The following is a 25,719-nucleotide window of genomic DNA, read 5'->3' as shown; positions in this document are numbered from 1 at the left end:
ACCGACCGAGTATAGCGTCGACGCAGGGGCAAGGAGCGCTGCGATCGAGGATTGCGTTGGGGGTTCGATTTGGCACAAAATCGGAACCACACAAGGGTTGTTGGCGCCGTCGTAGGTCTCCGGTGCGCCGTGACCTGTGCGATTGCAATCGCCGTGGCGCCGCTGGGGAGCTGCGCGTCGCGGCCCGAAAGCGGATATCTCAGCGCCGTTTCGCAACCCGCCACGGGTGCGAACGAACATACGCTGCTCGTTGCCACAACCCGAGAGCGCGACTCCAGACCGGGAACCCTTTTCAATGGTGAACGATCGGGGACACTTGATTACGCAACGATTACGGTGTCAGTCCCGCCCAAGCATGCGGATGGGCAGGTCGAATGGCCCTCCTCGCCGCCCGGGAATCCCAAAACCGATTTTGTTGTACGTCAGGCTGCCTATATCGATAGTGAAAAGGCTTTCGTCCGCACGCTGAATAGCAGGCTATCCGCCCAGCCACGCGGCAAGCGCAAAGTACTGGTCTTCATCCACGGCTATAACACGATGTTTGCGGAGGGGCTCTATCGCTTCACGCAAATCATCCAGGACTCCGGCTCACCCGCTGTGCCGGTGTTGTTTACCTGGGCATCGCAGGGACGCCTCACCGGTTATGTCTACGATACCAACAGTGCGACGGTCGCGCGCGATGACCTGGAACACACACTTCGCCTTATTGCCGCCAGTGACGCCGACGAGATCAACATCGTCGCCCACTCCATGGGCAACTGGGTGACAGTGGAGGCGATACGACAAATCAAGATATCTGGCGATACGACGGGAGCGAATAAGGTTGGAGTTGTCGTTCTAGCGGCGCCAGACATCGATATCGACGTGTTCAAGTCGGAGATGCGGCGTATCGGACGGCCTCGTAAGCCCTTCTTCGTCGTCATATCGAAAGATGACCAAGCGTTGCGAATTTCAAGGTTCATCGCAGGCGACAAGGGAAGGCTCGGCGCCGACAGCGATGTACAGGAACTGGCCGCGATGGGGGCGATCGTGGTGGATTTGACGACCTTGAAGGGGCCCGACTCCTTGAGTCATGGCAAGTTCGCACAGCTTGCCAGCGTGGGGCCACAGCTTGAGCACGTTTTGCAGGAGGGGATAGAGGCAGATCGTGGCGCGACGCCCAAAAGCCAGACAGCCGTGAGTGGAACACTCGCCTCCTTCATCACCCTCCCGATCAGAGTCATCAACGCACCTCGACGGATCATCCTAAGGCAATAGTGTCAGTTCCCAAACGAGTTGAGCCCAACGGACAGACAACTTCGCTTGCGACAATCAAGCTGGACGCCCCGCGTTCTGGCCAAGGCCGTCGACCAGCTTCCTCAGAACCGCCCTGGCCTGTGTGGGTTCGCTGCGGATCTGGCCGTCGAGCGCCAGTGTGGCGAGTCCGTGCACCAGGGCCCAGCAGGCCAGGGTCGCCGTGTCGGCTGTGGCCGGGACGAGGCCGGCGACGCGCTGCGAAAGCACATCATAGGCAGTGCGGTCGGTGCCGTTGTCGCGGCGCGCTTTCCGGTCGCTGGCGAACATCAGCCTGAAAAGAGCGGGATTGCGCTCGGCAAAGGCAAGGTAGGCGAGGCCTTGCGCGATCAGCGCTTCCTCGCCATCGGTCGAGCGGTCGGCTTCCTCGAGATCGACGCGGAGCATGGTGAAGCCGTGGTCGGCGACGGCCTGCAGCAGCGCGACCTTGTCCTGGAAATGGCGATAGGGCGCCATGGCCGATACGCCCGCGGCGCGTGCCACGGCGCGCAGGCTGATCTCTTCGGCCCCCTGGTCGAGCATTGCAACTGCCGTTCGGACAAGGGTGGCCTGCAAGCTGCCGTGCTGATCTTTCATCTGTTTACGGTGTACACATTATCTGGTATGTTTACAGTGTAAGCAGGGGAGGTCGACCATGCAAGCGGATGCGCGCAGACAGACAGTCGATTTGTCCGGTTATCCGGACCTCGTGGTGGTGCTGCTCGGCTTTCGGGTGGGAAGTTTGCGGGTCCTGCCGGCGCTCTTAGGCGTCGGCCGCGGCCTGGCCCGACTTTCCCGAGAGCGGCCGGAAGGGTTGTTGGGGCACCAAACCTTTCTGTTCGGTTGGAACCATCTGGGCATACGCCAATATTGGCGCGACCAGGACAGTCTTACCCGCTTCACCCGTGAGGCCCCGCACGCCGTCTGGTGGCGCAATTTCCTGCGCGATACAAAAGGCAGTGGCTTCTGGCATGAGGCCTATTGCGCCCGCGGCGGCGTGGAGGCGGTGTATGTCAGCATGCCCGAACTCCCAGGCCTGGGCGCTTTTGCGCCTGTCCGGGAGGCGAAGGGACTGTTCATGTCGAGCGAGGGCCGGTTGCGCGCCGACAGGCAGGCGCGGGCGAACTGAGAGGAAGCCGGGAACTCCCGGCTGGAGCATCTTTCTTTCAGGTCGAATCGCCGAGAATCGGAAAATGCTTTTGATGTCAGTCAGTTAATTCCGAAACCGCTCCTATCTGAACGCATTTTGCTCTGGAAATGCCTTATGCCAGCTTCACGCCCGACACCTCCGCACAAATGGCCAGCAATCGGTCCTGCACGGCCGTGTCCCGCGCCTGAGGGTTCGGCTGGCGAGGCTTGAGGTGGTAGAAATAGCTGGCGGTAACGTCGGCGGCCGGATCCTCGCCCGCAGCGAGCCAAGCCTGGGTGCGGTGGGCCTGGTCGAGATCGTCGGGCGCGCCGGGCCCGCCCATCTTGGTCGGTACCCAACCCGGCTCCAGTGCGTTGGAATGCACCTCGGGTCGCAGTCTCGCTACGGCGAAGGCGAGGAGCACGTCATGCAGCTTGCTCTCGGCATAGGCGGTGGAGCCGACCCAAGGCCGGCGTTCCCAGAGGATGTCGTCGAGATGGGCGCGGGCATGATGGTGCATGCCCGAGCTCAGATAGACCAGCCGCTTCGGCAGCCCGATCAGCGCGGTGAGGATATAGGCGGCGAGCGTATTGATCGCGAAGACGTGCGGCAGGCCGTCGGCGGTGAGATGCTTGTCCTCGCGATAGCCGACCGCGGCATTATGGATCACAGCATCGAAGGGGCCGAGCGCGTTGACCTGTCCGGCAACGGCCCGGGCGCCTGCGATCGTTTCGAGGTCGCCAGTGATCACGGCCTCGGCGGCCGGCAGTTCACGCCGGGCATCGGCGGCGCGAGCCTCGTTCCGGGCGTGCAGCACCACCTTGTGGCCCTGTTCCGCCAGGAGCTGTCCGGCCATCAGGCCAAGCCCCGCGGAGGAGCCGGAAATGAAGATGCGCGCCATGGGAAGTCTCCTTCTTTGCCGCGCTCACATTTCACTCCGGACCAGGATGCCAGCAAAGGCTCTTGTTGTCGCAGACTGAGGGAGGAATGGCCAATCCTCGAAGGCGGACACGGCGCGCAGGCCGTTGTCACCTTCTAGGCGGGCCGGGAGGTGCCGCTGCCGAAAGTCCTGATATTCACTGACCCCCCCATCCTGCCGAGTCACGACATGGAGACGGTCTCGCGCGGCCTCGAACGCGTCCCGAACACCAGTCGATCCACCGCGAGCGGACCCGCTCCTCCCAGCACCAGCGCCATGAGGCCGGCGAGGTAGAGGAGGTCCGTCTCATATCCGGGCGGGCCGAAATGGGCGCCGCCTGTATCGACCGAAAGGAGCTTGATCGAACTGAAGCCGTTGGGCAGGTGCACGGTGACAATGGCCACCAGCAGCACCACCGCCATCGGCAGGCTCGCCAACGGCACAAGCAGGCCGATGAGCACGGCCAGGCCGCCGAGGAGTTCGATCAGGATGGTCGCCCAGGCGAGCAAGGCCGGGAAGGGCATGCCGAGCGCATGCAGTATCGCGACGAAGGAATCCGGTCCGCGTGCCAGCTTGGCATAGCCATGCTCCATGAAACCGCAACCCACGATCAGCCGCAGCGGCAGTGCGTACCAGGATTGAAAGCGAGGAAAAACAAAGCGGTGATAGAAATCGAGGAGAGTCTTCATATCGGCCAATCAAAGACGAACTTACGCTCCGTCTACGCTGCCGGACGGGGGCATGTTACAAAATGGTACATTTGCCGGTGACGAAGACGGCGGTCGCCCTCCTTCGGCCCGCCAAAGGGGTTCGTGATCTCCGCTCTCTCTAACGCCCGAGGGGGAACTGCGACCCTACCCCGACCCCTTCTCCAGTGCTGAGAGGATGGCGTAAGCCGCTGTTACCCGCGCCTCGTTGGGGTAGCTGCGGTTCGCCAGCATCGCCACGCCCAGGCCCTTGGCCGGCAGGAAGGCGGCGTAGGCGCCGAAGCCGTTGGTGGAGCCGGTCTTGTTGGCAAGCAAGGGGCGTCCCGCAGCCAGCGGCGGGTCGAGCGGCGCGACCGTGTTGGCGTTGCGCGCCATGTCGGCGGAATTGCCGGCTAGCAGCTGGTCGAGGCTGACCGGGTCGTCATACATCTCCCACCCCAAGCCCTGCGCCATGCCGCCGACGCGGTGATAGCCGCTTTGCGTCGCGGCAATCGCGTGCCGGAAATCGTCGTCGAGGCCTGCGCCGCCCATCACCGCTTCAAGATAGTGCGCCATCTCGGCTGCCGAAATCTTGACACCATAAGCCTCCGAATCCAGCGCGCCCGGTCCGACGCGGATTGACTTGTTGCCCTTGGCATAGCCCCAGGCGTAGCTCTCCATCTCCGCCGCGGGCACCGTGATGAAGACGCGCTTCAGGCCAAGGCCGGGAAAGATCGTGCCTTGCATCAGTGTGTCGAAGGGCTGGCCGAGGCTGCGGGCAGCGAGATAGCCGAACAGGCCGATGCTCGGGTTCGAATAGAGCCGGCGGGTTCCCGGCGCAAAGGCTGGGCGCCAGCTCCGGAAATAGCCGAGCATACTGGCTTCGTCGTTTACCCCTGCGGGGAACTGCAGCGGCAGGCCGCCCGCCGTGTAGGTGCCGAGTTCGATGAGGCTGATCTTGTCGAAGCTGCTGCCGGCGAGCGCAGGCCAGTGGTGGCTCGCCTTGTCGCCGAAGGCGAGGGCGCCCCGCGCCTGCGCCCAGCCACCGAGGATGGCGGTGAAGGTCTTCGAGAGGGAGCCGAGCTCGAACAGCGTGTCCTTGTCGACCTTCTGTCCGCTTTCACGGGAGGCGACGCCATAGTTGAAGAAGGAACGCTTTCCGCCGATCGTAACAGCCACCGCCATGCCGGGCAGGTCATGCGCCTGCATCAGCGGCATTACCGCAGCGTCGACCGCCTGCTGCAGCGTTGGCTGGGCAGGCTGTGCCCTGGCGGAACGGCTTGATAGCAAGGGGAGGGCGAGCAGAGAGCCGGCAAGAGCCTGCCGGCGCGAGAGCAACAAGGTCATGCCTGTCTCCATGGCGGGGCCTTCGCCTAGGACAGTATTTTGGCCGAAAGTCGGCGATGGATTGGCGGTGGCGCTTAGGGCGTCAGATCCTCCTCCGTCAGCGCCAGCATCTTCATGCTGCGCTCGATATTCGTGCGCCATTTTGGACCCCTGGCTCGCGCCTCTTCCCAAATGTCGTGCAACAAGAAGGGATCGTTGGCATGGAGGATCGCGATCAGCGCGCCGGCCTGGGCGAGATCCTTGTCGCGCTTGGCTACGCCAATCGAACGCTCCTGCGCCACGATCAGCTTATGAATGGCATACCGGGCCGGATTGGGGATCGTCACCTTGATGCCGTCATTGTAGAGCGCCACCGCCTTGATCGCATCCTGGATCAGGAATTCCATGAAGTGCAGCGGCGTTGCACCGGCACCAAGCCCAGCAATATTGACGACACCATCGTCCTCCCGGTTTCTGACCGGCGTGAGGATCTCCACTTCGAAGCCAGTCGAAGCCCGGAACTTTCGCGGCAGATCGGTTCTGTGCAAGCTGGGGGCGGACTGAAAGGTCGGATCGGCGCGACGCAGCACTGTCGTGAGGTCGGCGTCACCTCTGGTATCGGTGACCGAGGCCACGGCGAAATCGGCGTCCTGCGTCATCGAAAAGGCGGCGGAGGGGATGGCGCCCACGATGGGCGCATAGAGCGAGAAGGCGATGGTGCCGATCAACACCAGGCCGCTCTCGAACAGGCCGGCGCGCGCCACGGCCTCAAGCAGCCGGCCGACCTCGAGCGAGGGGCCGGGCAAGCCCGCTCGCTTGAGCATGGAGACCTGCGTGCGGCGGCTCCTGGCATGCTGAGCTTCGGCCTGGATCAGTGCGGATTCTTCGATGGCCTGCTCGTCCTTGGCCGGACCAAGATAGCGCTGGATACGGGTCTGGCCGTGTTTTTCGACCGCGTAGAGATAGGTATCGCCCCGCACCTTCTTGCGCGAGATTGACCCAGGCTGTCGCTGCACGGCCTCGACCTTCTGCAGAAGATCGGCATAGAGTGTTAGGGCTGCGGGGGAAATAGAGCCGTGGGGAGGTGCTGAAAGTGCCGCCATGGAGAACTCGTCTGCTGGATGGACGTTGAGCGATACGTCCTTAGGGAGACGTATACACGATTTTTAATAATTGTGTATAGCAAGACTAATGGCTGGAACTGGTTCGGCGCTCGCGTCAGAGCGATATCGGGCTCGGCTTGTTATCAAACTCGGTTCGGTCCCCACAGGAGCGGCGCCAGTATCGGTGCGCGCCGGGCGGGTTGAGCGACAGTGCGCCCTTCATGTCGCCATAGTGATAGTCGGCACGTAGCAACCAGTCGATCCAGATACGCCATACCGATGCCGCAACACCCTATGCCTGTCACGCAGAAATACCGCCTCTGCGTCATAAGGGATTGGCCGGAGCGGGGAGTCTCAGTGCAGCACACGGTCATCGACATCCTGCCCAACCCAACCCGCCGCCAGGTCGCGGCGCTGCCCCTGCGCGAGCGCGACGGGCGTGTGGAGGTCTGCCTCGTCACCACCCGCACCAGCCATCGCTGGACGGTACCTAAGGGTTGGCCGATCAAGGGCTGCAAGGATCACGTCGCCGCTCGCATCGAGGCTGAGCAGGAAGCAGGCCTGACCGGCCGCCCGCACAAGAAAGCGCTCGGCTCCTTCCTGTACTGGAAGCGCTGGGCCGACCGTTTCGAGCGCGTGGAGGTGAGCCTCTATCCGCTGCGGGTGACTGGTGCCCTGCGCGCCTGGAAGGAACAGGCCGAACGCCGTGTGCAATGGATGAGGCTGACCGACGCAGTCATCATCGTCGACGATCCCGGACTCGCCAGCCTGCTGAGGAGGCTCATGGGCAGGGCGCCAGGGGACGAAGGCTCTGCTGGGTCGTATCAGCTCCGGTCCTGATCGCCTTCACCCGATCGACATCCGCTCCATAGCGATGAAACCCGCCGAAATGGCCTTCGCCGATCGAGCGGCCGGCCTGGCAGTCTCCGCGCCCCGATACAACGCTCTGCCCGCGGAATTCAGCGATTCCTTCAACGCTGGCGCAGACGCGCGCGCGGCAGAAGAGGATGCGCCGATGATGGCGCCTATGGCGAAGGAGGTCTGCCATGTCATCCGCGATCGATGAGCTCTACGTTCCGCCCCCACCCCGCAGGACCTTTTACATCCTTGCTCGGTTCGGCATCATGTCTCGGCTTGTAAGCCGCTGGCTGGCCCGCCGCGTCGAGGCCCTCGCCGGCGAGCGGGCGCTCCTCGAAATGCCCGATCATCTGCTCAAGGATATCGGCCTGTCGCGCTGCGAGGTGAGCTATGCCATCCGCCATGGCCGCGAAGGACTGTAGGTTTGAGCGGCCCCGAGGCCCGGCGCGGGCCATGCCGGGCCGCGGCGGCCGGTCCATTAGCTCGTCGCGTCGATGAAAGCCCGCAGATGGCGGACGAACTGCCCGAAGGCCGGTTCGTTCTCGGTAAGAATGTGGTTGCCTGAATCGAGTTCGATGAAGCGGGCATTGGCGATCTCGGCCGCGAAGGTCCGGCCGGAGGACACCGGTGCCACCGCATCGTCCCGTGCATGCAGCACCAGGGTCGGAACCTTCACCTTGGACAGGAGCTCGCTGACGTCGATATCGGCGAAGCTGTTCTGCAGCCGCCAGGCATTGTCGGGCGAGATCGTGCGGCTCTGCAGGGCATCCAGCGCGGCGATGTGCTCCTCGGTGGCGTCCTGGATGAACATCGAGGTGAAGAGCTGGCGGAAGCGTGCATTGTTCCGGCCCCACCCCTCGCGCATCAAGGTCGCCAGGGCTTCGCGCATTGCCACCTCTCGCGGATTGCCGCGCTTGCGCCAGCCCTTGACATAACCGCCATAGAGCACCAGGCCGGAGACGCGCTCGGGATGGCGGGTGGCATAGGCGACCGAAATGGCGCAGCTCTGCGAGATGCCCAGCAAGGTGAAGCGTTCCAGGCCCGCTGCCTCCACCACACACTCCAGATCCTCCACCATGGCCTCGAAGGAAAGATCTTCCGCCTCGGAGTCGGACAGGCCGTTGCAGCGCTCGTCATAGCGCACCAGACGGTTGCGCTCGGAAAGGGCCTGCATCCAGTGCCGCCATACCGGGCTTTCCCAATCATATTGCAGATGCGACATCCAGTGCGCCGCCCGCAGCACGGGCTTGCCGCGGCCGGCAATGGCATAGGCGATGCGAACGCCCCCGGCCCCTCGGCAGAAGCGCACCTCCTGATGGGCGAGATCCTGCGCAGGCCTGGTCTCCGGCGCCGGAGCAGGCTGAACGTCCGCGCGCGGCGTCGTCGCGGCCTGTGCCAGTGCAGAACGGTTCAGCCGTTCGATCTGCCGGTTGATTTCGTCATTGCCGGGCAGAGCGCTCGCCATGGCGTGGGCGTAGCGCAAGGCCCGGGCTGGTTCGTCCTCCAGCCGTGAGACCAGCTCGCGTAGCAAGTTGAGCCGGCCGATCTCCAACTCGTCGCACAGGGCCGTGCGCCAGGCCTCGAAATCGGGACAGCGCGGCAGGCTGACATCGGCGAGAAAGGGGCCGGCCATCAGGGCGTAGGTCGCCTCCAGCTCCTCGGTGGAGCGATCGGCAAGCGCGGAGCGCTCGAGCGGGCCGAGGCGCTCGAGGTCAAGCCGGTGGCCCGGCTGCATTTGCACCACACTGCGGTCGGCCTGCAGCATGGCGGCCTCCTCCTCCGGCAGGAGCTGGCGGATCTTCGACAGGCTCCAGCGCAGGCTCGCCTTGGGATCGTCGGGAATGTCCCAGAACATCTCGCACAGTCGCTCGCGCTGATGCGGCTTTCCCGTCACCGCCAGGAAGGCGAGCAGTGCTTTTGTCTTCTTCGAAGGCGGAAAGCCCACGGGGGCTCCCTCGCTCAACACCTGGAAATCCCCGAGCACACGTATCTCGAGCATATCTGCAGTCATAGCTCCCGTACCTCCGGTTTTCGCGCTCGCGGCGCCCGAAAACCGCCCCAGGTTGACAATAACACGCCGGCTGCCGGTAATTCCACGATTGCTTCAACGCTGGCCTATACGTCGGTGCTGTTGAAGGGACTGAGCACAGCGGGGTGAAGGATATCTACCCCCAAGCTCAGGAGACGCCCGTGACACGCATTCTCAAGGCCGGTTTCGGCCTCATGTCCTATCTCATCTTCCTTCTGACCTTCCTGTACGCCATCGGCTTCACCGCCGGCGCCTTCGTGCCCAAGGGCATCGATGACGGCAGGGCCGGCCCCCTGCTGCCAGCGCTGGTGGTCAACCTCGTTCTGCTCGGCCTGTTCGCCGTGCAGCACAGCGTGATGGCGCGGCCCGCCTTCAAGAAGCTGTTGACGCGCGTCGTACCCAAGGCGATCGAGCGCAGCCTCTTCGTATTGCTCGCGAGCCTGGCACTCGACCTGCTCTTTTGGCAATGGCGACCGTTTCCCAGCGTTGTCTGGTCGCTGGAGGGCACGCCCGCCGCCTTGGTCTGGAGCCTCTTCTGGTTCGGATGGGGGCTGGTGCTGCTCAGCACCTTCCTTATCAGTCACACCGAGCTCTTCGGCCTGCGCCAGGTTCTGGATGACTGGGCCGGCCTCAACCCGGCGGCGATGATGTTCAAGACGCCCTGGCTGTATCGCCTGGTGCGCCACCCGATCTATCTCGGCTTTATCATCGCCTTCTGATCGGCGCCGGTGATGTCGCTCGGCCACCTAATGTTTGCGATGGTGACCACCGCCTATATCCTGGTCGGCATCCAGCTTGAGGAACGCGACCTGCTTCGCTTCTTCGGCGCCCGCTATGCCGCCTATCGCCGCCAGGTCTGGATGCTGCTTCCGCTGCCGCGCCGCCATCCGGGCCTGCGCCGGCATACCCTGGGGCAGGAGTGATGCGGAGGAGGTGCCGGCCCGAAGGCCGGCACGCACTATTCGCGCAAAGGCGAGCACGAATCATCCCTCAGCGCGGAACGGCGAAGCCTTCTACATCCCGGAGATCGGCCAGGGCCTTGCGGATGAACTCCTCCGCTTCCTCGCGGCTCTCCACAGCCTGGCCATGCACCACCAGGCCGTCATCGTCGAAGATAACCGCCACGATCTTGAAGTCGGCCACATCCGACTCATAGACGAAGCCCTTGTTCATGCCTCTCTCCTCTCCATCATCATAGGGCAAAGCCGCCTCAGGCGATCGACAGGAGGCCCAGCATCACCAATAGGAACACCACCAGCACCACCCCGATCAGGATACGCGCCCCGGCCGCCGCTGTGCCCGCCAGCCGCGGCATGCCGAGCACGCTCGCCACGGCGGCGATAATGAGAAGAATGAGTATCCACTTGATCATGACGGCCCGCTCCGAGCTTGGCTTCCACAGCAGGGAGCAAACCCGGCTTGGGCGTGGTTTGTTCCGAGGCTATGTCCCCCAATCCTCAGGCCGCGGCCTCGTCCGCCACGCGTCGGCCGGCTCTCAGCGTGCTCACCGCGGCGGCAAGGATCGCCAGCGCGGCACCGATGGCAAGGCCGGCGCGCGGAGCCGTGTCAGCCGGGGCGAGGGTGAAGAGCAGCGTCATGATGACGGAACCCGCCGTCTGGCCCGCGAGGCGCGCAGTGCCCTGCATGCCGCCCGCCGCGCCGCTGCGGGCGCGGGGAGCCGAGAGCAGCATGTTGCGGTTATTGGGCGTCTGGAAGAAGCCAAAACCCAGTCCGCTTGCAATGGTGAAGGGGATCAGCAGGAGCGGGTTGCCCTGCAGCGGCCATAGCGCGGCGCCGGCAAGGCCGAGGGCGAGGCAGGTCCCGCCGGCCGCGCATAGCCACGCCGAGGAGACCCGATCCGCGAGGCGTCCCGAGATCGGGCCGGCAACGGCCGTCGCGAGCGGCCATGGCGTCATGAAGAGGCCGGTCATGAACGCGTCCTGGCCAAGGCCGTGCTGCAGATAGAAGGGCAGCGCCACCATCCCAGCCATCTGTCCCGCGAAGCAACAGATCGAGGCCATCACGGAAATCCGGAAGGAACTGTCGCGCAGGAGGTCGATCGGGATCAGCGGGGTGGTGCGGGGTAACTCGCGCCGGATCAAAGCGGCGAGACTGAGAGCAGCAGCGGCTAGGAGCCCGGCTGCGAATGCTGGCCGCGTGGCCAGGAGGTCGACGCCAACCACCAGGGACGCGAAGGTGCCGGCATTGAGCAGCACGCTGAAGGCATCGACTCCGCGCCCCGTGCCGCCGGTGCGGGGCAGGGCCTGCGCCGCCAGCAGCAAGATGGCTCCAACCGGCAGGTTGACGGCGAACAGCCAGGGCCAGCCGGCGACCGACAGGATCGCGGCACCGATCGTGGGGCCGGCCGCCGCGGACAGTGCGATGACGAGGGCGTTCCAGCCGAGCACCGCACCCAATAGCCTTCGCGGCGTCGCGAAGCGCAACAGGGCCACGGCGAGCGCCATCACGGCTGCCCCGCCGATGCCCTGGATGAAGCGCGCGCCCACCAGCCAGGGCAGCGAGGGGGAGAGGGAGCACAGGGCCGAGGCGGCGGTGAACAGCACGACGCCAGCTACGAACACGCGGCGATAACCCCGGCTTTCGCCCAGCGCAGCCGCAGGGAGCAGCGTCATCACCAGCGCCATCTGGTAGGCGGTGACCACCCAGATCGACTGCGAGGAGGAAACCTGCAGCGAAGCGGCCATCGTGGGCAGGGCGACATTGGCGATCGCGCCGTCGAGCACGACGAGGACGACGGCCGCCAGGACGGCTGCCACAACGTAATGGCGCTGCGGGCTGGGCAGTCCGTCCTCCGCGGCATCGGGATCCTCATTGCCGTCGGCAGAGGCGGTTTTCGTGGAGTTCGACATTGTCATGGTCTTCCCGGATGAAGGTATCCGGGACAGGATAGCGCCGGCCAGCCATGGCGAAAGACGCAGGGGATGCATTGAATAGCTGCACAGAGCGCCATGCCAGGGATGAAGGTATACGCCGCCTGTGCTAGCCTGGCGCATGGCCGACACAGACCTCAACCTCCTGACCGCCCTCGATGCGCTGCTCGCGGAAGGCAGCGTCGCCGGCGCGGCCCGCCGGCTGGGCCTCAGCGCTTCCGCTATGAGCCGGACGCTCGCCCGCCTGCGCGCCGCCACCGGCGATCCCCTGCTGGTCCGGGCCGGACGCGGCCTCGTGCCCACGCCTCATGCCGCGTTGCTGCAGGCGCGCGTGGGGGAACTGGCGCATGAAGTGAGGGCGGTGCTGCAACCGGCGGCCGAAGGGTTGGACCTCGCCAGCCTCGATCGCGTCTTTACCATCCGTGCCAATGAAGGCTTCGTGGATGCGCTTGCCGGCCGGCTCGTTGCTGCCGCCAGGCTGGCGGCCCCCAGGGTGCGCCTGCGCTTTGCGCCGAAGCCGGACAAGGATGTCCGCCCCCTGCGGGAGGGACTGATCGACCTCGAGATCGGTGTGCTCGGCGCCAGCGGCCCCGAAGTGCGCGTGCAGGCCCTGTTCCGTGACTATTTTGTCGGAGTCGTGCGGCGGGGGCATGCGCTGATGGCGGGCGAGATCACGCCCGAGCGTTACGCCGCCTGCGCCCATGTGGTGACCTCACGCCGGGGGCGCTGGGATGGCCCGGTCGACGAGGCACTGGCGGCGCTCGGCCTCCGGCGCCATGTCGTAGCCATGGTTCCCGGCTTTCCCGCTGCACTGGCGATGGCCTGCACCACCGACCTGGTGGCGCTGGTGACGCATTCCTTCATCCGCGCGGAACAGGAGCGTTGGCTCGAGACGGCGCAGGCGCCAGTCGAATCCTTTCCCCTGCCGGTGCGGACAGAGGCGATCAGGATATCGCAGCTCTGGCATCCGCGCCTCGATGCCGATCCCGCCCATCGCTGGCTGCGCGGCCTGCTGCATTCCACCTGCCGCGCCTGGCACCATGGCCTGGAGGAAAGCCGCGAGGGCGACTGATCGCCTCGCTTGCCTGTGAGCCGGCCCGATGCCTATGCTTTGCTGCGTCGGCTCCCTCGCGCGGCCTTTGACGCCAGCCCGGGGAAACAGCATGTCCGAGCCGCAGAGAACCGAACCATCCGCCGGCCCGGTGCCGGATGCCCTGCTCGCCCGGCTGTTCGGCGAGATCGGCCGCCTCCTGGTCGGCGAGGCTGATTTTGCTCGCCCCTTCATGGCCGCTCTCCCACAGGAACCTTTCCGCCGCCAACCGGGCGATGGCGAGGCGTTTCTCCCCGTGCTACGCGACTGGCCCGATTGCCTCGCGCGCGCGCCTGAGGAGCAGCCGGCTCTCGCGTCCGTGACCGACGCTCTCTCAGGCCTCTCGCCCTTCCTGCGCTGGCGGCAGAACCCCAATTACCGGGTAAGCCCGCCCAATTCCGGCTTTCTCGACGGCTATGGCTATAGCGAGATAGCCGGCCCCTACGGCCTCGTTGAAGGCGGCATTCGCTGCGGCGTGCTGCTGCTCGGCCCGCATATCTTCTATCCCGCGCACCGGCACCCGGCGGAGGAGATCTACATTCCGCTCAACCTCGGCGCCTGGCAGCGGGGCGAGGCCGAAATCGTTGCGGGTGGGTGGACCGACAGGCCCGCCGGCGCCGTGATCCACCACCCGCCCGGGGTGCCCCACGCCATGCGCGCCGGTGAGCGGGCCCTGGCGGCGCTCTATCTCTGGCGCGGGGATCTGGCTACCGAGGCAAGGCTGGATGCGGCGGGCGCGGCCATGCGGTCGTGACGCCGGTCGCATTGGAGTTGCGGTCTCCGACCGCCAGTCTTGGAAACGAGGCATTTGTCGGAAAAGAAAGATGGCCTCACCACGTCGGCGAGAGCCGTTGTGGTGGTGGAGACCGCCACTCCCATCCCCCAATCAGCCCTCCGCCAGATAGAGCCGGATGATCCGCACAAGTTCGTTCCGGATCTCCACATCTTCCAGCCTGCCGCGGCGGGCGGCGTTGTGGATCACGCCATCGATGGTGTCCGAGATGATCACGCCCATCGTCTCGTCATCGACGCCGCCCCGCCGCACTCGATAGGCGGCGGCGATATCGGTGAAACAGGCCATGTAGTCGGCTTCGATCCGCGCGTTCTGCTCCCAGAATTCGTCCATGCCCGGCGCCTCGTCGAGCAGGACGCGCTGCAGTCCGGGATGGAGGGTATGGGCGGCGATGAGGTTGTCGACGAGACCTGCCACGAAGTCTTTGAGCGGAATGTCGCCTGCTCCGGCCAGCCTCACCGCGGTGAGGCTGTCGTCGAGATGCCGCCGCCGAATGGCGCCGACCAGCGAGACCTTGTCGGGGAAATACTGGTAGAGCGAGCCGATGCTTACCCCGGCCGTCTCCGCCACTTTGTTGGTGGTGAAGCCGGCCCAGCCCTGCTCGCTCAGAATGCGAGCCCCGGCCTCGATCACCGCCTCCACAGTGGCCCGCGAACGAGCCTGACGCGGTTCCTTGCGTAGGGTGGCGCGGGGCCTCACAATGCGAGTAGACAATTTTCCGCTCCCGCTCAGAATATGAAGAACTTACTCACATTTTTGCGGGAACGGGAGTATCGGCGATGAACGCCCCGCTGCGCACCCTCTATGGCTATCACGCCTGGGCGAATGCCGAACTCGTCGGCAAGCTCGCGCTGCTCGACCCGGTGGCGCAGAAGAGCGCACTCGACACTACGCTGCGCCTCGTCAACCACTATCATGTGGTCGCCCGTATCTTCGCGGCGCATCTCGCGGGCAGCGCGCATCCCTACACATCAGACAATACGGTCGAGACACCGGCGCTGGCGGACCTTCGCGCCAGTCTCGCCGCGATCGACCGCTGGTATCTCGACTATGTCGGCGAGGTCTCGCCGGAGACGCTGAGGGAGCCCGTCTCCTTCACCTTCACCGATGGCGACAGAGGCTGCATGACGCGGGAGGAAATGCTCCTGCACGTGGCCGTGCATGCCACAATCCACCGCGGCGAGGCCTGCCGCATCCTGGCGCAACTCGGCATCACGCCACCCTGGGATACGCTGGCGGTCTATCTGCACCAGATGCAGCCGGGGCGGAGGGAGTAGGAGAGAGTGGCCCTAGATTGCGGGCGCGACGCGAGCCTCCCCCACGAAGCTGGGGGAGGTGGCATTGCGAAACAATGACGGAGGGGGTGTGGCCCGGCGGACTCAACCTCATAGAAAGAGCGCAGATTATTCCCAGGAAGCCCCTTTGCCTTTTTCTTCCATGTCAAGTCCGCCCGACCACACCCCCTCCGAGCCGACTTTGTCGGCCCACATCCCCCAGCTTCGTGGGGGGGGGCTGGCGTCGCGCCTCTTTCACAGCCCTCAATCACTGCTGACACACTTATGTCAGCAGCATGCCCCTAAGTTCCTGTCACCATTCCTCCGGAGCCCGCGCGCATGAAATCCATCCAGGCCGGCGTCCTCGATATCGCCTATCTTGAAACCGGCCCTGCCGATGGTCCACCCGTCATCCTGCTGCACGGCTTTCCCTATGACATCCATGCCTATGACGAGGTGTCCGATCTCCTCGCCGCTTCGGGTGTGCGCTGTCTCGTGCCCTTCCTGCGCGGCTATGGCCCGACGCGCTTCCTCTCGGCCGAGACGCGTCGCTCCGGCGAGCAGGCAGCGCTCGGGGCCGATCTCCTCGCCTTCATGGATGCGCTCGCGATCCGCCGCGTGGTCCTCGGCGGCTATGACTGGGGCGGGCGTGCTGCCTCGATCGTCGCGGCGTTGTGGCCGGAGCGGGTACGTGGCCTGGTGAGCTGCGGCACCGGCTACAACATCCAGGACATCGCCCACGCCGGCATTCCTGCTGAGCCGGAGGAAGAGGCGCGCTACTGGTATCAGTATTACTTTCATTCCGAGCGCGGCCGGGCCGGTCTTGCGCAAAAGCGCCATGCGCTCTGCCATCTCCTGTGGAAGCTGTGGTCGCCGAGCTGGGCCTTCGACGAGGAAACCTTCGCGCGTAGCGCCGCCGCCTTCGACAATCCGGATTTCGTCGACATCGTCATCCACTCCTATTGCCACCGCTATGGCGGCATCCCCGGCGATCCTGCCTATGCCGCCATCGAGGCGCAACTCGCCACGCAGCCCGCCATCACCGTGCCGACCATCGTGCTGCAGGGCGCCGACGATGGCGTTGATCCGCCGGCCCGGGTGGACCGAGATGCCGCCCATTTCACTGCCGCCTATGACCGCCGCATCCTCCCCGGCATCGGCCACAACCTGCCTCAGGAAGCACCGTTGGCGTTCGCGGATGCGGTGCTGGAGCTGGCGTGAGCATTGCCTCCAGTCCCTGGTAAGGCGCCCCGCGAGTCTGCACCGCCGAGGCACGTCTCATCGGCGGGTCGCAATAGAAATGTCACGCCGGCGAGCGAAAACTTTCCTCCCTCGGCTTGTTACGCTTCGCTCAAGCGACGGATAGTCTGCGCTGTTCCCTGCGGTTCCATTCTGCACCACCGCACCTCCATCAAGATTGTCAATGCCGAGTGAACCGACACGATGCTCAAGATCCGCCATTTTGCCCCGGATGATATTCCCCAGCTCGTCTCGCTGTTCCAGGATATGCAGCGCCATTACGGCATGCCGGTGCCGGTCGCCGACGACATCCGGGCCTCCTTGGACGCACTGCCGGCGGGAGCCGGAATCCTCCTCGCCGAGACCGATGCAATCGTGGGGTTCGTGGCCTTCTCGTCGCTCTATCCCGGTCCTGGGCTGAAGCCCGGCCTGTTCATGAAGGAGCTGTTCGTCCTGGAGCGGGCGCGGGGCCAGGGCGTGGGCAAGGCGTTGGTGCGTGCCCTTGCGCGTCTCGCTATCGAGCGCGGCTTTGCCCGGATCGATTGGACGGCCGACCGGCGCAACGAGAGGCTGGTGTGCTTCTATACCGAACTCGGCGCGTTGGCGCAGGAGGAGAAGGTCTTCTTCCGCCTCACCGCCGATGCGCTCGTCGAGGTCGCCGGCGCGACGGATGCGGCGAAGAGGCCTGGCCCAAACTAAGTTGGGGAAGGGCCGCGCCTTGCGCCGAGGGCATTGCTGCCCGGTTCGGCGGTAACAACATGGCACCACGTTCCGTAGAGCCTGGCATACTCGCTCCTCGCGAGCGCGTTCTTCGTCGGGAGGCAGCATGACATTCGACCGTGATCATCACGCCATCCTCAACTTGATCGAGGCCTGGTGCGCCGCTGTGCGCCGGCGTGATTATGAGGGCATCCTGAAACATCACTCGCCCGACATGCTGATGTTCGACGTGCCCGGGCCGTTCCAGAGCGAGGGACGCGAGGCCTATCGTGCAACTTGGGATCTCTTCCTCGGCTGGTCGAGCGGCCCGGTGAAATTCGAGTTCTCCGACATCCGGATCACCGCCGGCGAGGATGTCGCCTTTGCCACCGCCCACGGCCATTGCTACGGACCCGATGATGACGGCAAACCGACCGATCTCGACTTCCGCCTGACCATGGGGCTGCGCAAGATCGCCGGTGAATGGATCATCGAGCACGAACATCATTCGGTGCCGGCGCCTTGAGCCTGCAAGGGCCCTGCCGCACGGGCTGTTGAGGTCGACCTCCCGCGCCTGGCGTTCATTTCGCCAAACGCGAAGTTTTCCCTCTCAATCGCGCCGCGGTCGGCGGAGCGTGAAGCTCTCGAAGGGCGCGACCTGGCCGTCCGGACCCACTACGTCGTAATAGGTCACCTTGATGGTGGTCATGTCGCCCGGACCCTTGCCCGGGTCGAGGTCGAAGGCGGCGAAGCCATAGGCATGGGCGGCGTTGCGCACGGCCGACCAGGGCGCCACTTCCGTCACATAGATGGGCACACGCTTGTGGGTGGTTGGGCTCTTGTCGCCAACGCGGGTGATGACACGGCAGCAGGGCGGAGTGAAGAAGAGTTCGTTGGAGGGCACCGAGGTGCCGCCGCCGCCGATCACCATATGCACCGTGCCCTTGGTGGTGTCGATCACGTCGGTGGCGGTGCCGACCGGAATCGGTGTCAGCGTCTCGTTGTTCTGCTGGCCGCGGATGGGGTGGGAGCGCTCGTAATGATGCTCATGGCCGCACACCACCAGGTCCACGCCATATTTGTCGAACAACGGCAGCCATTCCTGACGGATGCCGAGATCGGCGCCGTTGAACTTGTCGGCGGTTGAAATGGCGACCTGGTGCATGCACACCACCAGCCAGTCGATGGCCTTGTCGTCGCGGGCAGCGGCCAGCTCCTTCTCGAGCCAGGCCTTCTGGGCGCCGTTCGAATAGCCGCGCACATAGGAATCGCCGCCGTCCTGGTAGACGATATCGTCATTGGCGATGGCGACCACCCGCACCGAGCCGGCGGTGAAGCTGTACCACAGGCCGTGCGTCACCTCCGTCTGGCCCTCGGCCAGTGGCAGGGCGAAATAGGTCTGGTAGGCCTTGTAGCCGATCGGCCCGTTGCCAAGCTCGTTCTCATGATTGCCGGGCGAGGGCATCCAGGGGCGATTGCGGGCGCTGCGGGTGTTGTTGTTCCAGAAGTCCCACCAGGTACGCACACGGTCCTGCGCGAGATTGGCGTAGCACAGGTCGCCGTTGAAGAGGTGGAAGAGGGGGCGCAGTCGCTCTACGCCGAGCGTGGTATCACCGGCGGCGGGCGAGCCGAGATTGTCGTTGATATAGGTGGTGCCCTGCAGCGTCACGCCGGCGGGCGGGGTGAAGACCTTGCCGAGGGTGGGCGTGCCCTGGTCGCCGAAGCTGGTGAAGCTGAGGGGCCGGCGTCCGCGCGGCGAGGTGCGGAAGGTGCCGAATTGCGGCTCGGCGCCCTCATGCAGCGCCGCGTAGAGATAGGCCGCATCGGCATCGAGGCCGCCGACCTTGGCGTGATAGGCATAGACGGTCTGCTGGGACTTGCCGTCGATGTAGCTTGCTTCATCGGCCGCTATGGTCTGCTCCAGCTTGCCGTCGGGTCGCCCTACGAGCACACGCGGCTGTTTCACCGGCTGCAGCGTATGCCAGGAGACCACCATCTGCGCCGAAGCGTCGGCGCCGAACTGCAGATGGAGCCCGGCCACGGGTGGCGTCGCCACCGGATCGGCCGCGGCGGCGCTGATCGCGCCCGAGGCGGCCTCTTCGGCCTTGGCGAGGGAGGCCGTCAGCAGCGCCCCGGCGCCGATTCCCGCGGCGGCGAGGAGCTTACGGCGGCTGATATCGAAGCTGGTTTCGCTGTCGGGTGCGTTCATGGCGGGCGCTCACGTAGGGGGAGGAGATCTCGACGCTAGCGCGATTTTATGACAGTTGCTCGGTGGCGCGCAGTAAAGATCGACCCCGATCAAATGGCCGCCAAGAATATAAGTTGTATTGTTGCAAATATCTCTATCTTCGGTTGCAGAACATATGGCCGGGCGAGGTGCCACCGGCCCTCTACTGCGTTGCGATCCACCAGATATTGCCGCAGCCGTCGCTCACCCCAGCGCGGCGGTCGTCGTCGGCGCGCTTGCGCACGGGCTCCTGCACGCTGGTGCCGCCGGCCTTGAGGGCACGTTCATAGACGGCCTCGACATCGCGCACATAGACGTGGATATGCATCCCCTCGGACGGCTCCATCCTCGCGCCGCCGCCCAGCATGACGATGCTGTCGTCGATGCGCAGCTCCGCATGCATCAGCGAACCGTCGGGCCGGTCGAAGCGGCGCAGCAACTCGGCCTTGAAGGCCGCAGTGAGGAAGGCGATCACCCTTTCGGCATCCCGGCAGACAAGATAGGGGCTGACGGAATTGTAATTTGCCGGCTTCCAATCCTTCATGGGACCTCCCGGTGTGTCTGACGGTGGGAACGCCCGGGATAGCGGCGTGGTTCCCTCGGCACCCTTGCCACATGAGGGCGCGGGTGCAGGCGTGGCCCTTGGTTCCTGCCATCGATCGCCCGATGCTCGGCCAGTATTCACAGACCATCTGGTCTCCCGCGCTCCTGCGCGCCAGGGTATGGGCGGAGGTCCATGAGTCCGTCGGGTTCAAGGAGGACAACCGGCGTTTCATCCGGGCGCTTTGATACGATAGACCGCCGCCGCTCAGCCATTCGGCCCAAACGATCAGCGATGGATTTAAATTGACCGGATGGTCTCCTACCAAGGGCGTACCAAAGCGGTTTACATCCGAACCGAACCACCAGGAATCGCAAAATGCCTCTATTTCCAGTGAGTTAATCCGAAATACCGTCTCGACCTGAACGCATTTTGCTTTAGGATCACCCTGCTGTTTCATGAGTGATCGCCTTGCATGACTTTCAAGAAGACATCGATGCCATCTCAGGGATTGATGCGGTTCCCACAATTCTCGATGTGGTCTGCCGGACCACCGGCACGGGATTCGCCGCAGTCGCGCGGGTGACGGAAGATCGATGGGTGGCCTGTGGCGTCCGCGACGAGATTGCGTTCGGCCTCCAGCCTGGTGGCGAACTGAAAGTCGAAACGACGATTTGCAACGAGATCCGCCAGCACCGCGAAGTCGTGGTTATCGATGACGTCGACAAGGACCCGGTCTATTGCAATCACCACACGCCTGCGACCTATGGGTTGAAGAGCTATATTTCGATGCCGATCATCCTGCGGGACGGGCGGTTCTTCGGCACGCTCTGCGCTATCGATCCACAACCGCATAAGCTCAACAACCCGGCGGTGCTGGGCACGTTCAAGTTGTTTGCGGAACTCATTGCCTTTCACCTCGATGCACATCAGCAGCTTGCCTCCGGCCGCGCCCGCCTTGCCAGCGAAATCGAGAACAGCGAAATTCGGGAACAATTCATCGCCGTGCTCGGTCACGATCTCAGAAACCCGCTGGCATCGGTCGACGCAGGCCTCAAGTTGATCGACAGGACCGACGACGTCCCGAGGATCAGATCCCTGACCGGCATGATGAAAACGAGCGTGAACCGCATGTCGGGACTGATCGACGACGTGCTGGACCTGGCTCGAGGCCGTCTTGGCAGCGGCATTTCGCTCGAGCGCCACGTTACCGACAACCTTGAAACGATGCTGGAACAGGTCGTCGGCGAGCTTCGACAGTCCCAGCCCGACCGCGAGATCATCAGCGAGCTCGCCATCGAAGGGCCGATCGAGTGCGACAGTGCGCGCATAGGTCAGATGCTTTCGAACCTGGTCGCCAACGCGCTGACCCATGGCGCCAAAGATCAACCCATCATGGTAAAGGCAACCAGGACGCCTGCTGTTTTTGAGCTATCGGTCGCGAACTCGGGCGAACCGATCCCCGTTGCGGTCCTGAAAGAGCTGTTCAAACCCTTCGTACGCGCGTCGGCCAAGCCCAACCAACAGGGTCTGGGTCTCGGCCTCTATATCTGTTCGGAGATCGCCAGAGCGCATGGGGGCACACTCGATGCGGCCTCGACGCAGGAGGAGACGCGGTTCACGTTCCGGATGCCGCTCTGATCGCTTGGCTTGCGTCTCGCCGTGGCGCGCGTTCGTCGTGGAATTCTCGGAGGCATGGCAACCTCACACGGCGTCCAACGCAGCTATATACTGCAAAAGCTGCGTCTTCCGCCTGCTGTCGGAAGCTCTATCCTGAGTGAACGCTTCACAAGGGACGAACGAAATGCCGACATTCTCCTCCGACAAAGCCCTGCTCCTCATCGGCGCGTCGCGCGGCCTCGGCTATGCCTTGGCCGCCGAATACCTGCAGCGAGGCTGGCGCGTCGTCGCCACCGAACGAGTCGGCTCCAGGTCAAGGCTGCATGAACTCGCCGAGGCGTCGGAAGGCCGGCTTGAGGTCGAGACCGTCGACATCAACGATCCCGTCCTGGTCGGCGCCTTGCAGGCGCGGCTGTCGTCGCGGGCCTTCGATCTACTGTTCATAAATGCCGGCGTGACCAACAATCCGCGGGAGACGATTGCAGAGGTTGCCACCGAAGAGTTCATCCGGGTCATGGTTACGAACGCCCTGAGCCCCATGCGCGTGCTGGAAAGTCTCGAGCCGCTTGTGGTCCCGACGGGGACGCTGGGGATCATGTCGTCCGGGCAGGGGAGTGTCACCGACAACGAGTCCGGATCCAGGGAGGTGTATCGCGCCAGCAAGGCGGCCCTCAACACCCTGATGCGCAGCTTCGCCGCCCGTCATCGCGACGACTCCAGGGCCATGCTCCTCATCGCCCCGGGCTGGGTCCGCACCGATATGGGTGGCCCCGAGGGCAGGCTGAGCATCGAGGAGAGCATCCCCAAGGTGGCCGACACCATCGACGCACAGAGCGGCAAGGCGGGTTTGCAGTACCTCGACTATCTCGGCCGCACTGTCCGGTGGTGAGACCTGGGCGAGGCCGGAGCGCGTAAAAGACCGCCTCCTACAGTCGCTGTGGTATCTCCTTCGCGAAGAAGTCGGTCGCGCGGCGCACGCGAGCGGGGATGAAGCGGCGTTTCGGCCAGACGAGGCTTACGTCTCTGACCTCGCTTATAAATTCGTCGAGGATCGTGATCACGTCCGGATGCCGAAGTTCATCGGCAAGCGAGACCTTGGCGAACAGGCCGATGCCGAGGCCGGCCAGAACACCCGCCCGCATCGTTTCGACGCTGTTGGAAGAAAGATTTCCACGCACGGACACGCTGAAGCGGCCCTCCGGTCCCACAAAAGGCCAATTCGCCGACTCGAGCAGGCCACCATAGATGAGGCAGTTGTGATCGACGAGCTCGGCGGGGTTCCTGGGTATCCCGCGCTGCTCGAAGTAGCGACGGGAGCCGACGCATACGAGCGGCGTGCCGGCCACGCGCCGGACGACCGCATCCGGCAAGTCGACGGGACCTACCCGTATCGCCAGATCGATCCGGTCCTCCACCATGTCTCGCACGAAGTCCGAGAGGACGAGATCGACCTGAAGGCCAGGATTGCGTGACAGCAGCTCGGGGATCAACGGCAGGATATGGAGGCGGCCGAACGTGGAGGCGGCAGCGATCCTGATCAGGCCGGAGGCATCGAGCCTGCTGCTGGTCAGTTCGCTGTCGGCTTCCTCCATCTCGTCGACGAGCGGCTTTGTCCGCTCATAGTATCGTTGCCCTTGATCGGTCAGCGTCACACTGCGCGTGCTGCGGTTGAAGAGCGCCACGCCGAGGCGTTTCTCCAGCGCGCCGATCGCCTTGCTGACGGCCGGTTGGGACTCGCCGGTTCTCCGCGCAGCGGCGGAAAAACCGCCCGCTTCAACGACGGCGATAAAGGCGTTCAATTCGTGAAATCGATCCATCTTATTCTCTATAAGAATTAATCTTATGGAGTTTTATAACATTATCTTTGATTTTGACATAACCTACCTAAGAACCCTCAACAGGTCCCGGACGATCCGGGAGCGCAAATTGAAGGGAAGTTCCATGTCTAGTTTGGCAGGCAAGATCGCGGTCATCAGCGGCGGCACGAGCGGCATCGGGCTCGCCATTGCCCAGCGATTCGTGAAGGAGGGCGCGCATGTCTTCATCTTCGGCCGTCGCCAGGATGCGCTAGATGAGGCAGTGCAGTCCATCGGCGGCAACGTCACCGCCATCCAGGCGGATGCGTCCAGCCTCGAAGACCTCGACCGCGTCGCCGACGCCGTCCGCAGTGCCAAGGGCAGGGTGGACGCGGTCGTGTCCAACGCGGGTTTCACCGAACAGGTGCCGCTGCGTGAAATCACGGAGGAGCACTATGACCGCACGTTCAACCTGATGGCCAAGGGCCCCCTGTTCCTCGTGCAGAAGATGCTGCCGATGATGGGTCGTGGAGGATCGATCATCCTGGTATCCTCGGCCATGCACTATATGGGCCTGGCGAACCACTCGACCTATGCGGCCACCAAGGCGGCGGTGCGTTCATACGTCCGGACCTGGGCGGCCGAATTCAAGGACAGCGGCATCCGCGCGAACCTCCTGAGCCCAGGGGCCGTCGACACGCCGATCATGGACTCGCAAGCGACCACGCCCGAGGAGGCTGCCGCACTTCGCAAGATGTACTCCAACTACACGCCCATGCTGAGAATCGGGCGTCCCGAGGAACTGGCGGCTGCGGCCCTCTTCCTCGCCTCGGACGAGAGCTCCTTCATGACAGGCTCCGACATGGTCGTCGACGGCGGTGTCAGCAACGTCTGACGGTGGTCATCCGGGTGGACGGCACAGGACGTCCAAGGCCGCCGCCCACTCGGGGATCGAGGCGTATATTAATCGCCCCCACGCCGCGGCTGCGATTAGCGCCTCCGCAAATCCCGTCACACTTGTAACTCCCGCCCTTCGCTCCCCGGTGACACACTCTCCTCACGGTCAACAACCGCTGACCAGCAGCGCGCGGGATCGCCCCCCAGCATGGGAGCGCGGGAGCCCGCCGGGAATTCGGAGGTTACAGAGCCATGACGACAGTACAGCAGAACGGACATGAAGGCGGGCTATCGGCCCTGAAGACGCCACCCGTCGTATCCCCCCAGGCGTGGGAGGCCGCGCGCCAGCGCTTGCTGGTGAAGGAAAAGGCCCACACCCACGCCCGCGATGCGCTGGCGGCCGAGCGGCGGCGGATGCCGTGGGTGGCAGTCGAGAAGGACTATGTGTTCGACGGGCCCATGGGCAAGGCAAGCTTCACCGATCTGTTCGAGGGGCGGCGCCAGCTCATCCTCTACCGCGCCTTCTATGAGCCCGGCGTGTTCGGCTGGCCCGAGCATGCCTGCCGCGGCTGCTCGATGGTGGCGGACCAGGTCGCGCATGTCGCCCATCTCAACGCCCGCGACACCACCCTCGTCTTCGCCTCGCGCGCGCCGCAGGCCGATATCGCCGGCCTCAAGGCGCGGATGGGCTGGAAGATGCCGTGGTACACGATCACGGACAGCTTCGACAAAGACTTCGGCGTGGATGAATGGCACGGCACCAATGTGTTCATCCGTGACGGCGACCGTGTGTTCCGCACCTATTTCATCAACAATCGCGGCGATGAGCAGATGGGTGGCACCTGGAACTATCTCGACATCACGCCGCTGGGCCGGCAGGAGGTCTGGGAGAACTCGCCCGAAGGCTACCCGCAGACCCCGACCTACAAATGGTGGAACTGGCACAATAGCTATGTCCCCGAAGCCGCGCCCGACAAGGAGTGGGTCAAGGTCTCGGACGCTGGCGAGGCGGCGTTCCGGGAGCAGCAGGCGGGCGTCAAGCCATGAGCGAGGCATGTTCCAGCGGGCCCGGCGGCGCCATCCGCCGGAACCCCGCCGCTTTCGGCCCGGCCGACTGGCTGGCCGTCGCGGCATCGCCGACTTTCGCGCTGATGGCCGTGCTCACCACGGTCCTGGGCGGAAATTCGATGGACATGCCCTGCTCGGCAAGTCCTGTATCGCCGCTGAGCGGCATGGCGATGATGTATCTGCTGATGAGCGCCTTCCACCTGGGCGCGTGGCTGAGGCTGGTCCGCGGAGGGCGCTGATACCAAGCGCCCTCATCACTGTC

At 64.5% G+C, this 25,719-nt stretch carries 32 protein-coding genes; 19 read left to right on the top strand and 13 right to left on the bottom strand.

The features are described 5' to 3' along the window. Nucleotides 1-129 precede the first annotated feature (129 nt). A complete protein-coding gene (locus tag ACMDCR_RS29485; protein WP_413990017.1) occupies nt 130-1,257 on the top strand; it encodes an alpha/beta hydrolase in 1,128 nt (375 codons plus the stop codon). A 54-nt stretch (nt 1,258-1,311) separates the two neighbouring features. On the opposite strand, the gene ACMDCR_RS29480 is transcribed toward ACMDCR_RS29485, so the two are convergent. Then, complete coding sequence (locus ACMDCR_RS29480; RefSeq protein ID WP_413990016.1) at nt 1,312-1,815, bottom strand: TetR/AcrR family transcriptional regulator; 504 nt, start codon at nt 1,813-1,815, stop codon at nt 1,312-1,314. Between the two features lie 112 nt (nt 1,816-1,927). On the opposite strand from ACMDCR_RS29480, the gene ACMDCR_RS29475 reads away from it, so the two are divergent. Continuing rightward, nucleotides 1,928-2,401 (top strand): monooxygenase family protein, encoded by a 474-nt coding sequence (locus ACMDCR_RS29475; protein WP_413990015.1) that lies wholly within the window; start codon nt 1,928-1,930, stop codon nt 2,399-2,401. A gap of 133 nt (nt 2,402-2,534) precedes the next feature. On the opposite strand, the gene ACMDCR_RS29470 is transcribed toward ACMDCR_RS29475, so the two are convergent. The 4 genes from ACMDCR_RS29470 to ACMDCR_RS29455 form a co-directional block, all read right to left on the bottom strand. Next, nucleotides 2,535-3,302, bottom strand: a complete 768-nt coding sequence (locus ACMDCR_RS29470) for an SDR family NAD(P)-dependent oxidoreductase (protein ID WP_413990014.1) — start codon at nt 3,300-3,302, stop codon at nt 2,535-2,537. Between the two features lie 200 nt (nt 3,303-3,502). Beyond that, the gene (locus ACMDCR_RS29465; protein ID WP_413990013.1) at nt 3,503-4,009 is read right to left on the bottom strand and encodes a DoxX family protein; all 507 of its coding nucleotides are present in this window, start codon (nt 4,007-4,009) and stop codon (nt 3,503-3,505) included. Nucleotides 4,010-4,174: 165 nt separating this feature from the next. Continuing rightward, entirely contained in the window at nt 4,175-5,353 is a 1,179-nt protein-coding gene (gene ampC, locus ACMDCR_RS29460) for a class C beta-lactamase (protein ID WP_413990012.1), read from the bottom strand. A 74-nt stretch (nt 5,354-5,427) separates the two neighbouring features. Continuing rightward, nucleotides 5,428-6,435, bottom strand: a complete 1,008-nt coding sequence (locus tag ACMDCR_RS29455; protein ID WP_413990011.1) for a GSU2403 family nucleotidyltransferase fold protein — start codon at nt 6,433-6,435, stop codon at nt 5,428-5,430. Between the two features lie 357 nt (nt 6,436-6,792). Here ACMDCR_RS29455 and ACMDCR_RS29450 point away from each other — a divergent pair, with 357 nt between their 5' ends. From ACMDCR_RS29450 to ACMDCR_RS29440, 3 genes are read left to right on the top strand one after another with little or no spacing between them, the layout of a single operon-like run. Beyond that, complete coding sequence (locus ACMDCR_RS29450; RefSeq protein WP_413990010.1) at nt 6,793-7,275, top strand: NUDIX hydrolase; 483 nt, start codon at nt 6,793-6,795, stop codon at nt 7,273-7,275. 49 nt (nt 7,276-7,324) lie between these two features. Beyond that, nucleotides 7,325-7,501 carry a hypothetical protein gene (locus tag ACMDCR_RS29445; protein ID WP_413990009.1) on the top strand — a complete coding sequence of 59 codons (177 nt, stop codon included), beginning with the start codon at nt 7,325-7,327 and terminating at the stop codon, nt 7,499-7,501. Then, nucleotides 7,482-7,715 carry a DUF1127 domain-containing protein gene (locus ACMDCR_RS29440; protein ID WP_413990008.1) on the top strand — a complete coding sequence of 78 codons (234 nt, stop codon included), beginning with the start codon at nt 7,482-7,484 and terminating at the stop codon, nt 7,713-7,715. Before ACMDCR_RS29445 ends, ACMDCR_RS29440 begins: the two co-directional genes overlap by 20 nt. A 56-nt stretch (nt 7,716-7,771) precedes the next feature. Here the strand turns inward: ACMDCR_RS29440 and ACMDCR_RS29435 are convergent, their stop codons facing one another. Then, nucleotides 7,772-9,292 carry an alpha/beta fold hydrolase gene (locus tag ACMDCR_RS29435; RefSeq protein WP_413990007.1) on the bottom strand — a complete coding sequence of 507 codons (1,521 nt, stop codon included), beginning with the start codon at nt 9,290-9,292 and terminating at the stop codon, nt 7,772-7,774. A gap of 191 nt (nt 9,293-9,483) precedes the next feature. Here ACMDCR_RS29435 and ACMDCR_RS29430 point away from each other — a divergent pair, with 191 nt between their 5' ends. Together ACMDCR_RS29430 and ACMDCR_RS29425 are read left to right on the top strand one after the other, a co-directional pair. Beyond that, a complete protein-coding gene (locus tag ACMDCR_RS29430; protein ID WP_413990006.1) occupies nt 9,484-10,041 on the top strand; it encodes an isoprenylcysteine carboxylmethyltransferase family protein in 558 nt (185 codons plus the stop codon). 12 nt (nt 10,042-10,053) lie between these two features. Continuing rightward, nucleotides 10,054-10,245, top strand: coding sequence for a methyltransferase family protein (locus ACMDCR_RS29425; RefSeq protein ID WP_413990005.1), 192 nt, complete (start codon nt 10,054-10,056; stop codon nt 10,243-10,245). Between the two features lie 67 nt (nt 10,246-10,312). On the opposite strand, the gene ACMDCR_RS29420 is transcribed toward ACMDCR_RS29425, so the two are convergent. The 3 genes from ACMDCR_RS29420 to ACMDCR_RS29410 all read right to left on the bottom strand — a co-directional run bounded on the left by ACMDCR_RS29420 (nt 10,313) and on the right by ACMDCR_RS29410 (nt 12,192). Beyond that, nucleotides 10,313-10,495, bottom strand: coding sequence for a hypothetical protein (locus tag ACMDCR_RS29420; RefSeq protein WP_413990004.1), 183 nt, complete (start codon nt 10,493-10,495; stop codon nt 10,313-10,315). Nucleotides 10,496-10,532: 37 nt separating this feature from the next. Then, nucleotides 10,533-10,694 (bottom strand): DUF1328 family protein, encoded by a 162-nt coding sequence (locus ACMDCR_RS29415; RefSeq protein WP_413990003.1) that lies wholly within the window; start codon nt 10,692-10,694, stop codon nt 10,533-10,535. Nucleotides 10,695-10,779: 85 nt separating this feature from the next. Then, nucleotides 10,780-12,192: an MFS transporter gene (locus ACMDCR_RS29410; protein ID WP_413990002.1), complete on the bottom strand. Its 1,413-nt coding sequence runs from the start codon at nt 12,190-12,192 to the stop codon at nt 10,780-10,782. A 142-nt stretch (nt 12,193-12,334) separates the two neighbouring features. Between ACMDCR_RS29410 and ACMDCR_RS29405 the strand changes: the two genes are divergently transcribed. Beyond that, nucleotides 12,335-13,285, top strand: coding sequence for a LysR family transcriptional regulator (locus ACMDCR_RS29405; protein WP_413990001.1), 951 nt, complete (start codon nt 12,335-12,337; stop codon nt 13,283-13,285). A gap of 91 nt (nt 13,286-13,376) precedes the next feature. Then, nucleotides 13,377-14,057: a dimethylsulfonioproprionate lyase family protein gene (locus tag ACMDCR_RS29400; RefSeq protein WP_413990000.1), complete on the top strand. Its 681-nt coding sequence runs from the start codon at nt 13,377-13,379 to the stop codon at nt 14,055-14,057. Between the two features lie 132 nt (nt 14,058-14,189). Here ACMDCR_RS29400 and ACMDCR_RS29395 read toward each other — a convergent pair whose 3' ends face one another. Beyond that, a complete protein-coding gene (locus tag ACMDCR_RS29395; RefSeq protein ID WP_413989999.1) occupies nt 14,190-14,810 on the bottom strand; it encodes a TetR/AcrR family transcriptional regulator in 621 nt (206 codons plus the stop codon). A 65-nt stretch (nt 14,811-14,875) separates the two neighbouring features. Between ACMDCR_RS29395 and ACMDCR_RS29390 the strand changes: the two genes are divergently transcribed. From ACMDCR_RS29390 to ACMDCR_RS29375, 4 genes are all read left to right on the top strand, one after another. Next, on the top strand, nt 14,876-15,373 hold the full coding sequence (locus ACMDCR_RS29390; protein WP_413989998.1) for a DinB family protein: 498 nt from the start codon (nt 14,876-14,878) through the stop codon (nt 15,371-15,373). A gap of 336 nt (nt 15,374-15,709) precedes the next feature. Further along, on the top strand, nt 15,710-16,591 hold the full coding sequence (locus ACMDCR_RS29385; protein WP_413989997.1) for an alpha/beta fold hydrolase: 882 nt from the start codon (nt 15,710-15,712) through the stop codon (nt 16,589-16,591). 222 nt (nt 16,592-16,813) lie between these two features. After that, on the top strand, nt 16,814-17,308 hold the full coding sequence (locus ACMDCR_RS29380; RefSeq protein ID WP_413989996.1) for an N-acetyltransferase family protein: 495 nt from the start codon (nt 16,814-16,816) through the stop codon (nt 17,306-17,308). 127 nt (nt 17,309-17,435) lie between these two features. Continuing rightward, nucleotides 17,436-17,834, top strand: coding sequence for a YybH family protein (locus ACMDCR_RS29375; RefSeq protein ID WP_413989995.1), 399 nt, complete (start codon nt 17,436-17,438; stop codon nt 17,832-17,834). A gap of 84 nt (nt 17,835-17,918) precedes the next feature. On the opposite strand, the gene ACMDCR_RS29370 is transcribed toward ACMDCR_RS29375, so the two are convergent. Both ACMDCR_RS29370 and ACMDCR_RS29365 read right to left on the bottom strand, forming a co-directional pair. Beyond that, nucleotides 17,919-19,517, bottom strand: a complete 1,599-nt coding sequence (locus ACMDCR_RS29370; protein ID WP_413989994.1) for a purple acid phosphatase family protein — start codon at nt 19,515-19,517, stop codon at nt 17,919-17,921. A gap of 181 nt (nt 19,518-19,698) precedes the next feature. Then, on the bottom strand, nt 19,699-20,079 hold the full coding sequence (locus ACMDCR_RS29365; RefSeq protein WP_413989993.1) for a VOC family protein: 381 nt from the start codon (nt 20,077-20,079) through the stop codon (nt 19,699-19,701). Nucleotides 20,080-20,177: 98 nt separating this feature from the next. Here ACMDCR_RS29365 and ACMDCR_RS29360 point away from each other — a divergent pair, with 98 nt between their 5' ends. From ACMDCR_RS29360 to ACMDCR_RS29350, 3 genes are all read left to right on the top strand, one after another. Then, on the top strand, nt 20,178-20,324 hold the full coding sequence (locus ACMDCR_RS29360; RefSeq protein WP_413989992.1) for a hypothetical protein: 147 nt from the start codon (nt 20,178-20,180) through the stop codon (nt 20,322-20,324). 214 nt (nt 20,325-20,538) lie between these two features. Then, complete coding sequence (locus ACMDCR_RS29355) at nt 20,539-21,717, top strand: ATP-binding protein (RefSeq protein ID WP_413989991.1); 1,179 nt, start codon at nt 20,539-20,541, stop codon at nt 21,715-21,717. A 163-nt stretch (nt 21,718-21,880) separates the two neighbouring features. After that, nucleotides 21,881-22,585: an SDR family NAD(P)-dependent oxidoreductase gene (locus tag ACMDCR_RS29350; protein ID WP_413989990.1), complete on the top strand. Its 705-nt coding sequence runs from the start codon at nt 21,881-21,883 to the stop codon at nt 22,583-22,585. Between the two features lie 37 nt (nt 22,586-22,622). Here ACMDCR_RS29350 and ACMDCR_RS29345 read toward each other — a convergent pair whose 3' ends face one another. Continuing rightward, entirely contained in the window at nt 22,623-23,513 is an 891-nt protein-coding gene (locus ACMDCR_RS29345; protein ID WP_413989989.1) for a LysR family transcriptional regulator, read from the bottom strand. Nucleotides 23,514-23,637: 124 nt separating this feature from the next. Here ACMDCR_RS29345 and ACMDCR_RS29340 point away from each other — a divergent pair, with 124 nt between their 5' ends. From ACMDCR_RS29340 to ACMDCR_RS29330, 3 genes are all read left to right on the top strand, one after another. Further along, nucleotides 23,638-24,387, top strand: a complete 750-nt coding sequence (locus ACMDCR_RS29340) for an SDR family NAD(P)-dependent oxidoreductase (RefSeq protein WP_413989988.1) — start codon at nt 23,638-23,640, stop codon at nt 24,385-24,387. 254 nt (nt 24,388-24,641) lie between these two features. Then, on the top strand, nt 24,642-25,436 hold the full coding sequence (locus tag ACMDCR_RS29335; RefSeq protein ID WP_413989987.1) for a DUF899 domain-containing protein: 795 nt from the start codon (nt 24,642-24,644) through the stop codon (nt 25,434-25,436). Further along, nucleotides 25,433-25,696 carry a hypothetical protein gene (locus tag ACMDCR_RS29330; protein ID WP_413989986.1) on the top strand — a complete coding sequence of 88 codons (264 nt, stop codon included), beginning with the start codon at nt 25,433-25,435 and terminating at the stop codon, nt 25,694-25,696. The genes ACMDCR_RS29335 and ACMDCR_RS29330 overlap by 4 nt, the downstream gene beginning before the upstream one ends. Nucleotides 25,697-25,719: the final 23 nt, after the last annotated feature.

Origin of the sequence: Labrys okinawensis (assembly GCF_047345005.1) — a bacterium.
GTDB classification, from domain to species: Bacteria; Pseudomonadota; Alphaproteobacteria; order Rhizobiales; family Labraceae; genus Labrys; species Labrys okinawensis.
This window is presented reverse-complemented; position numbering and strand designations above follow the sequence as displayed.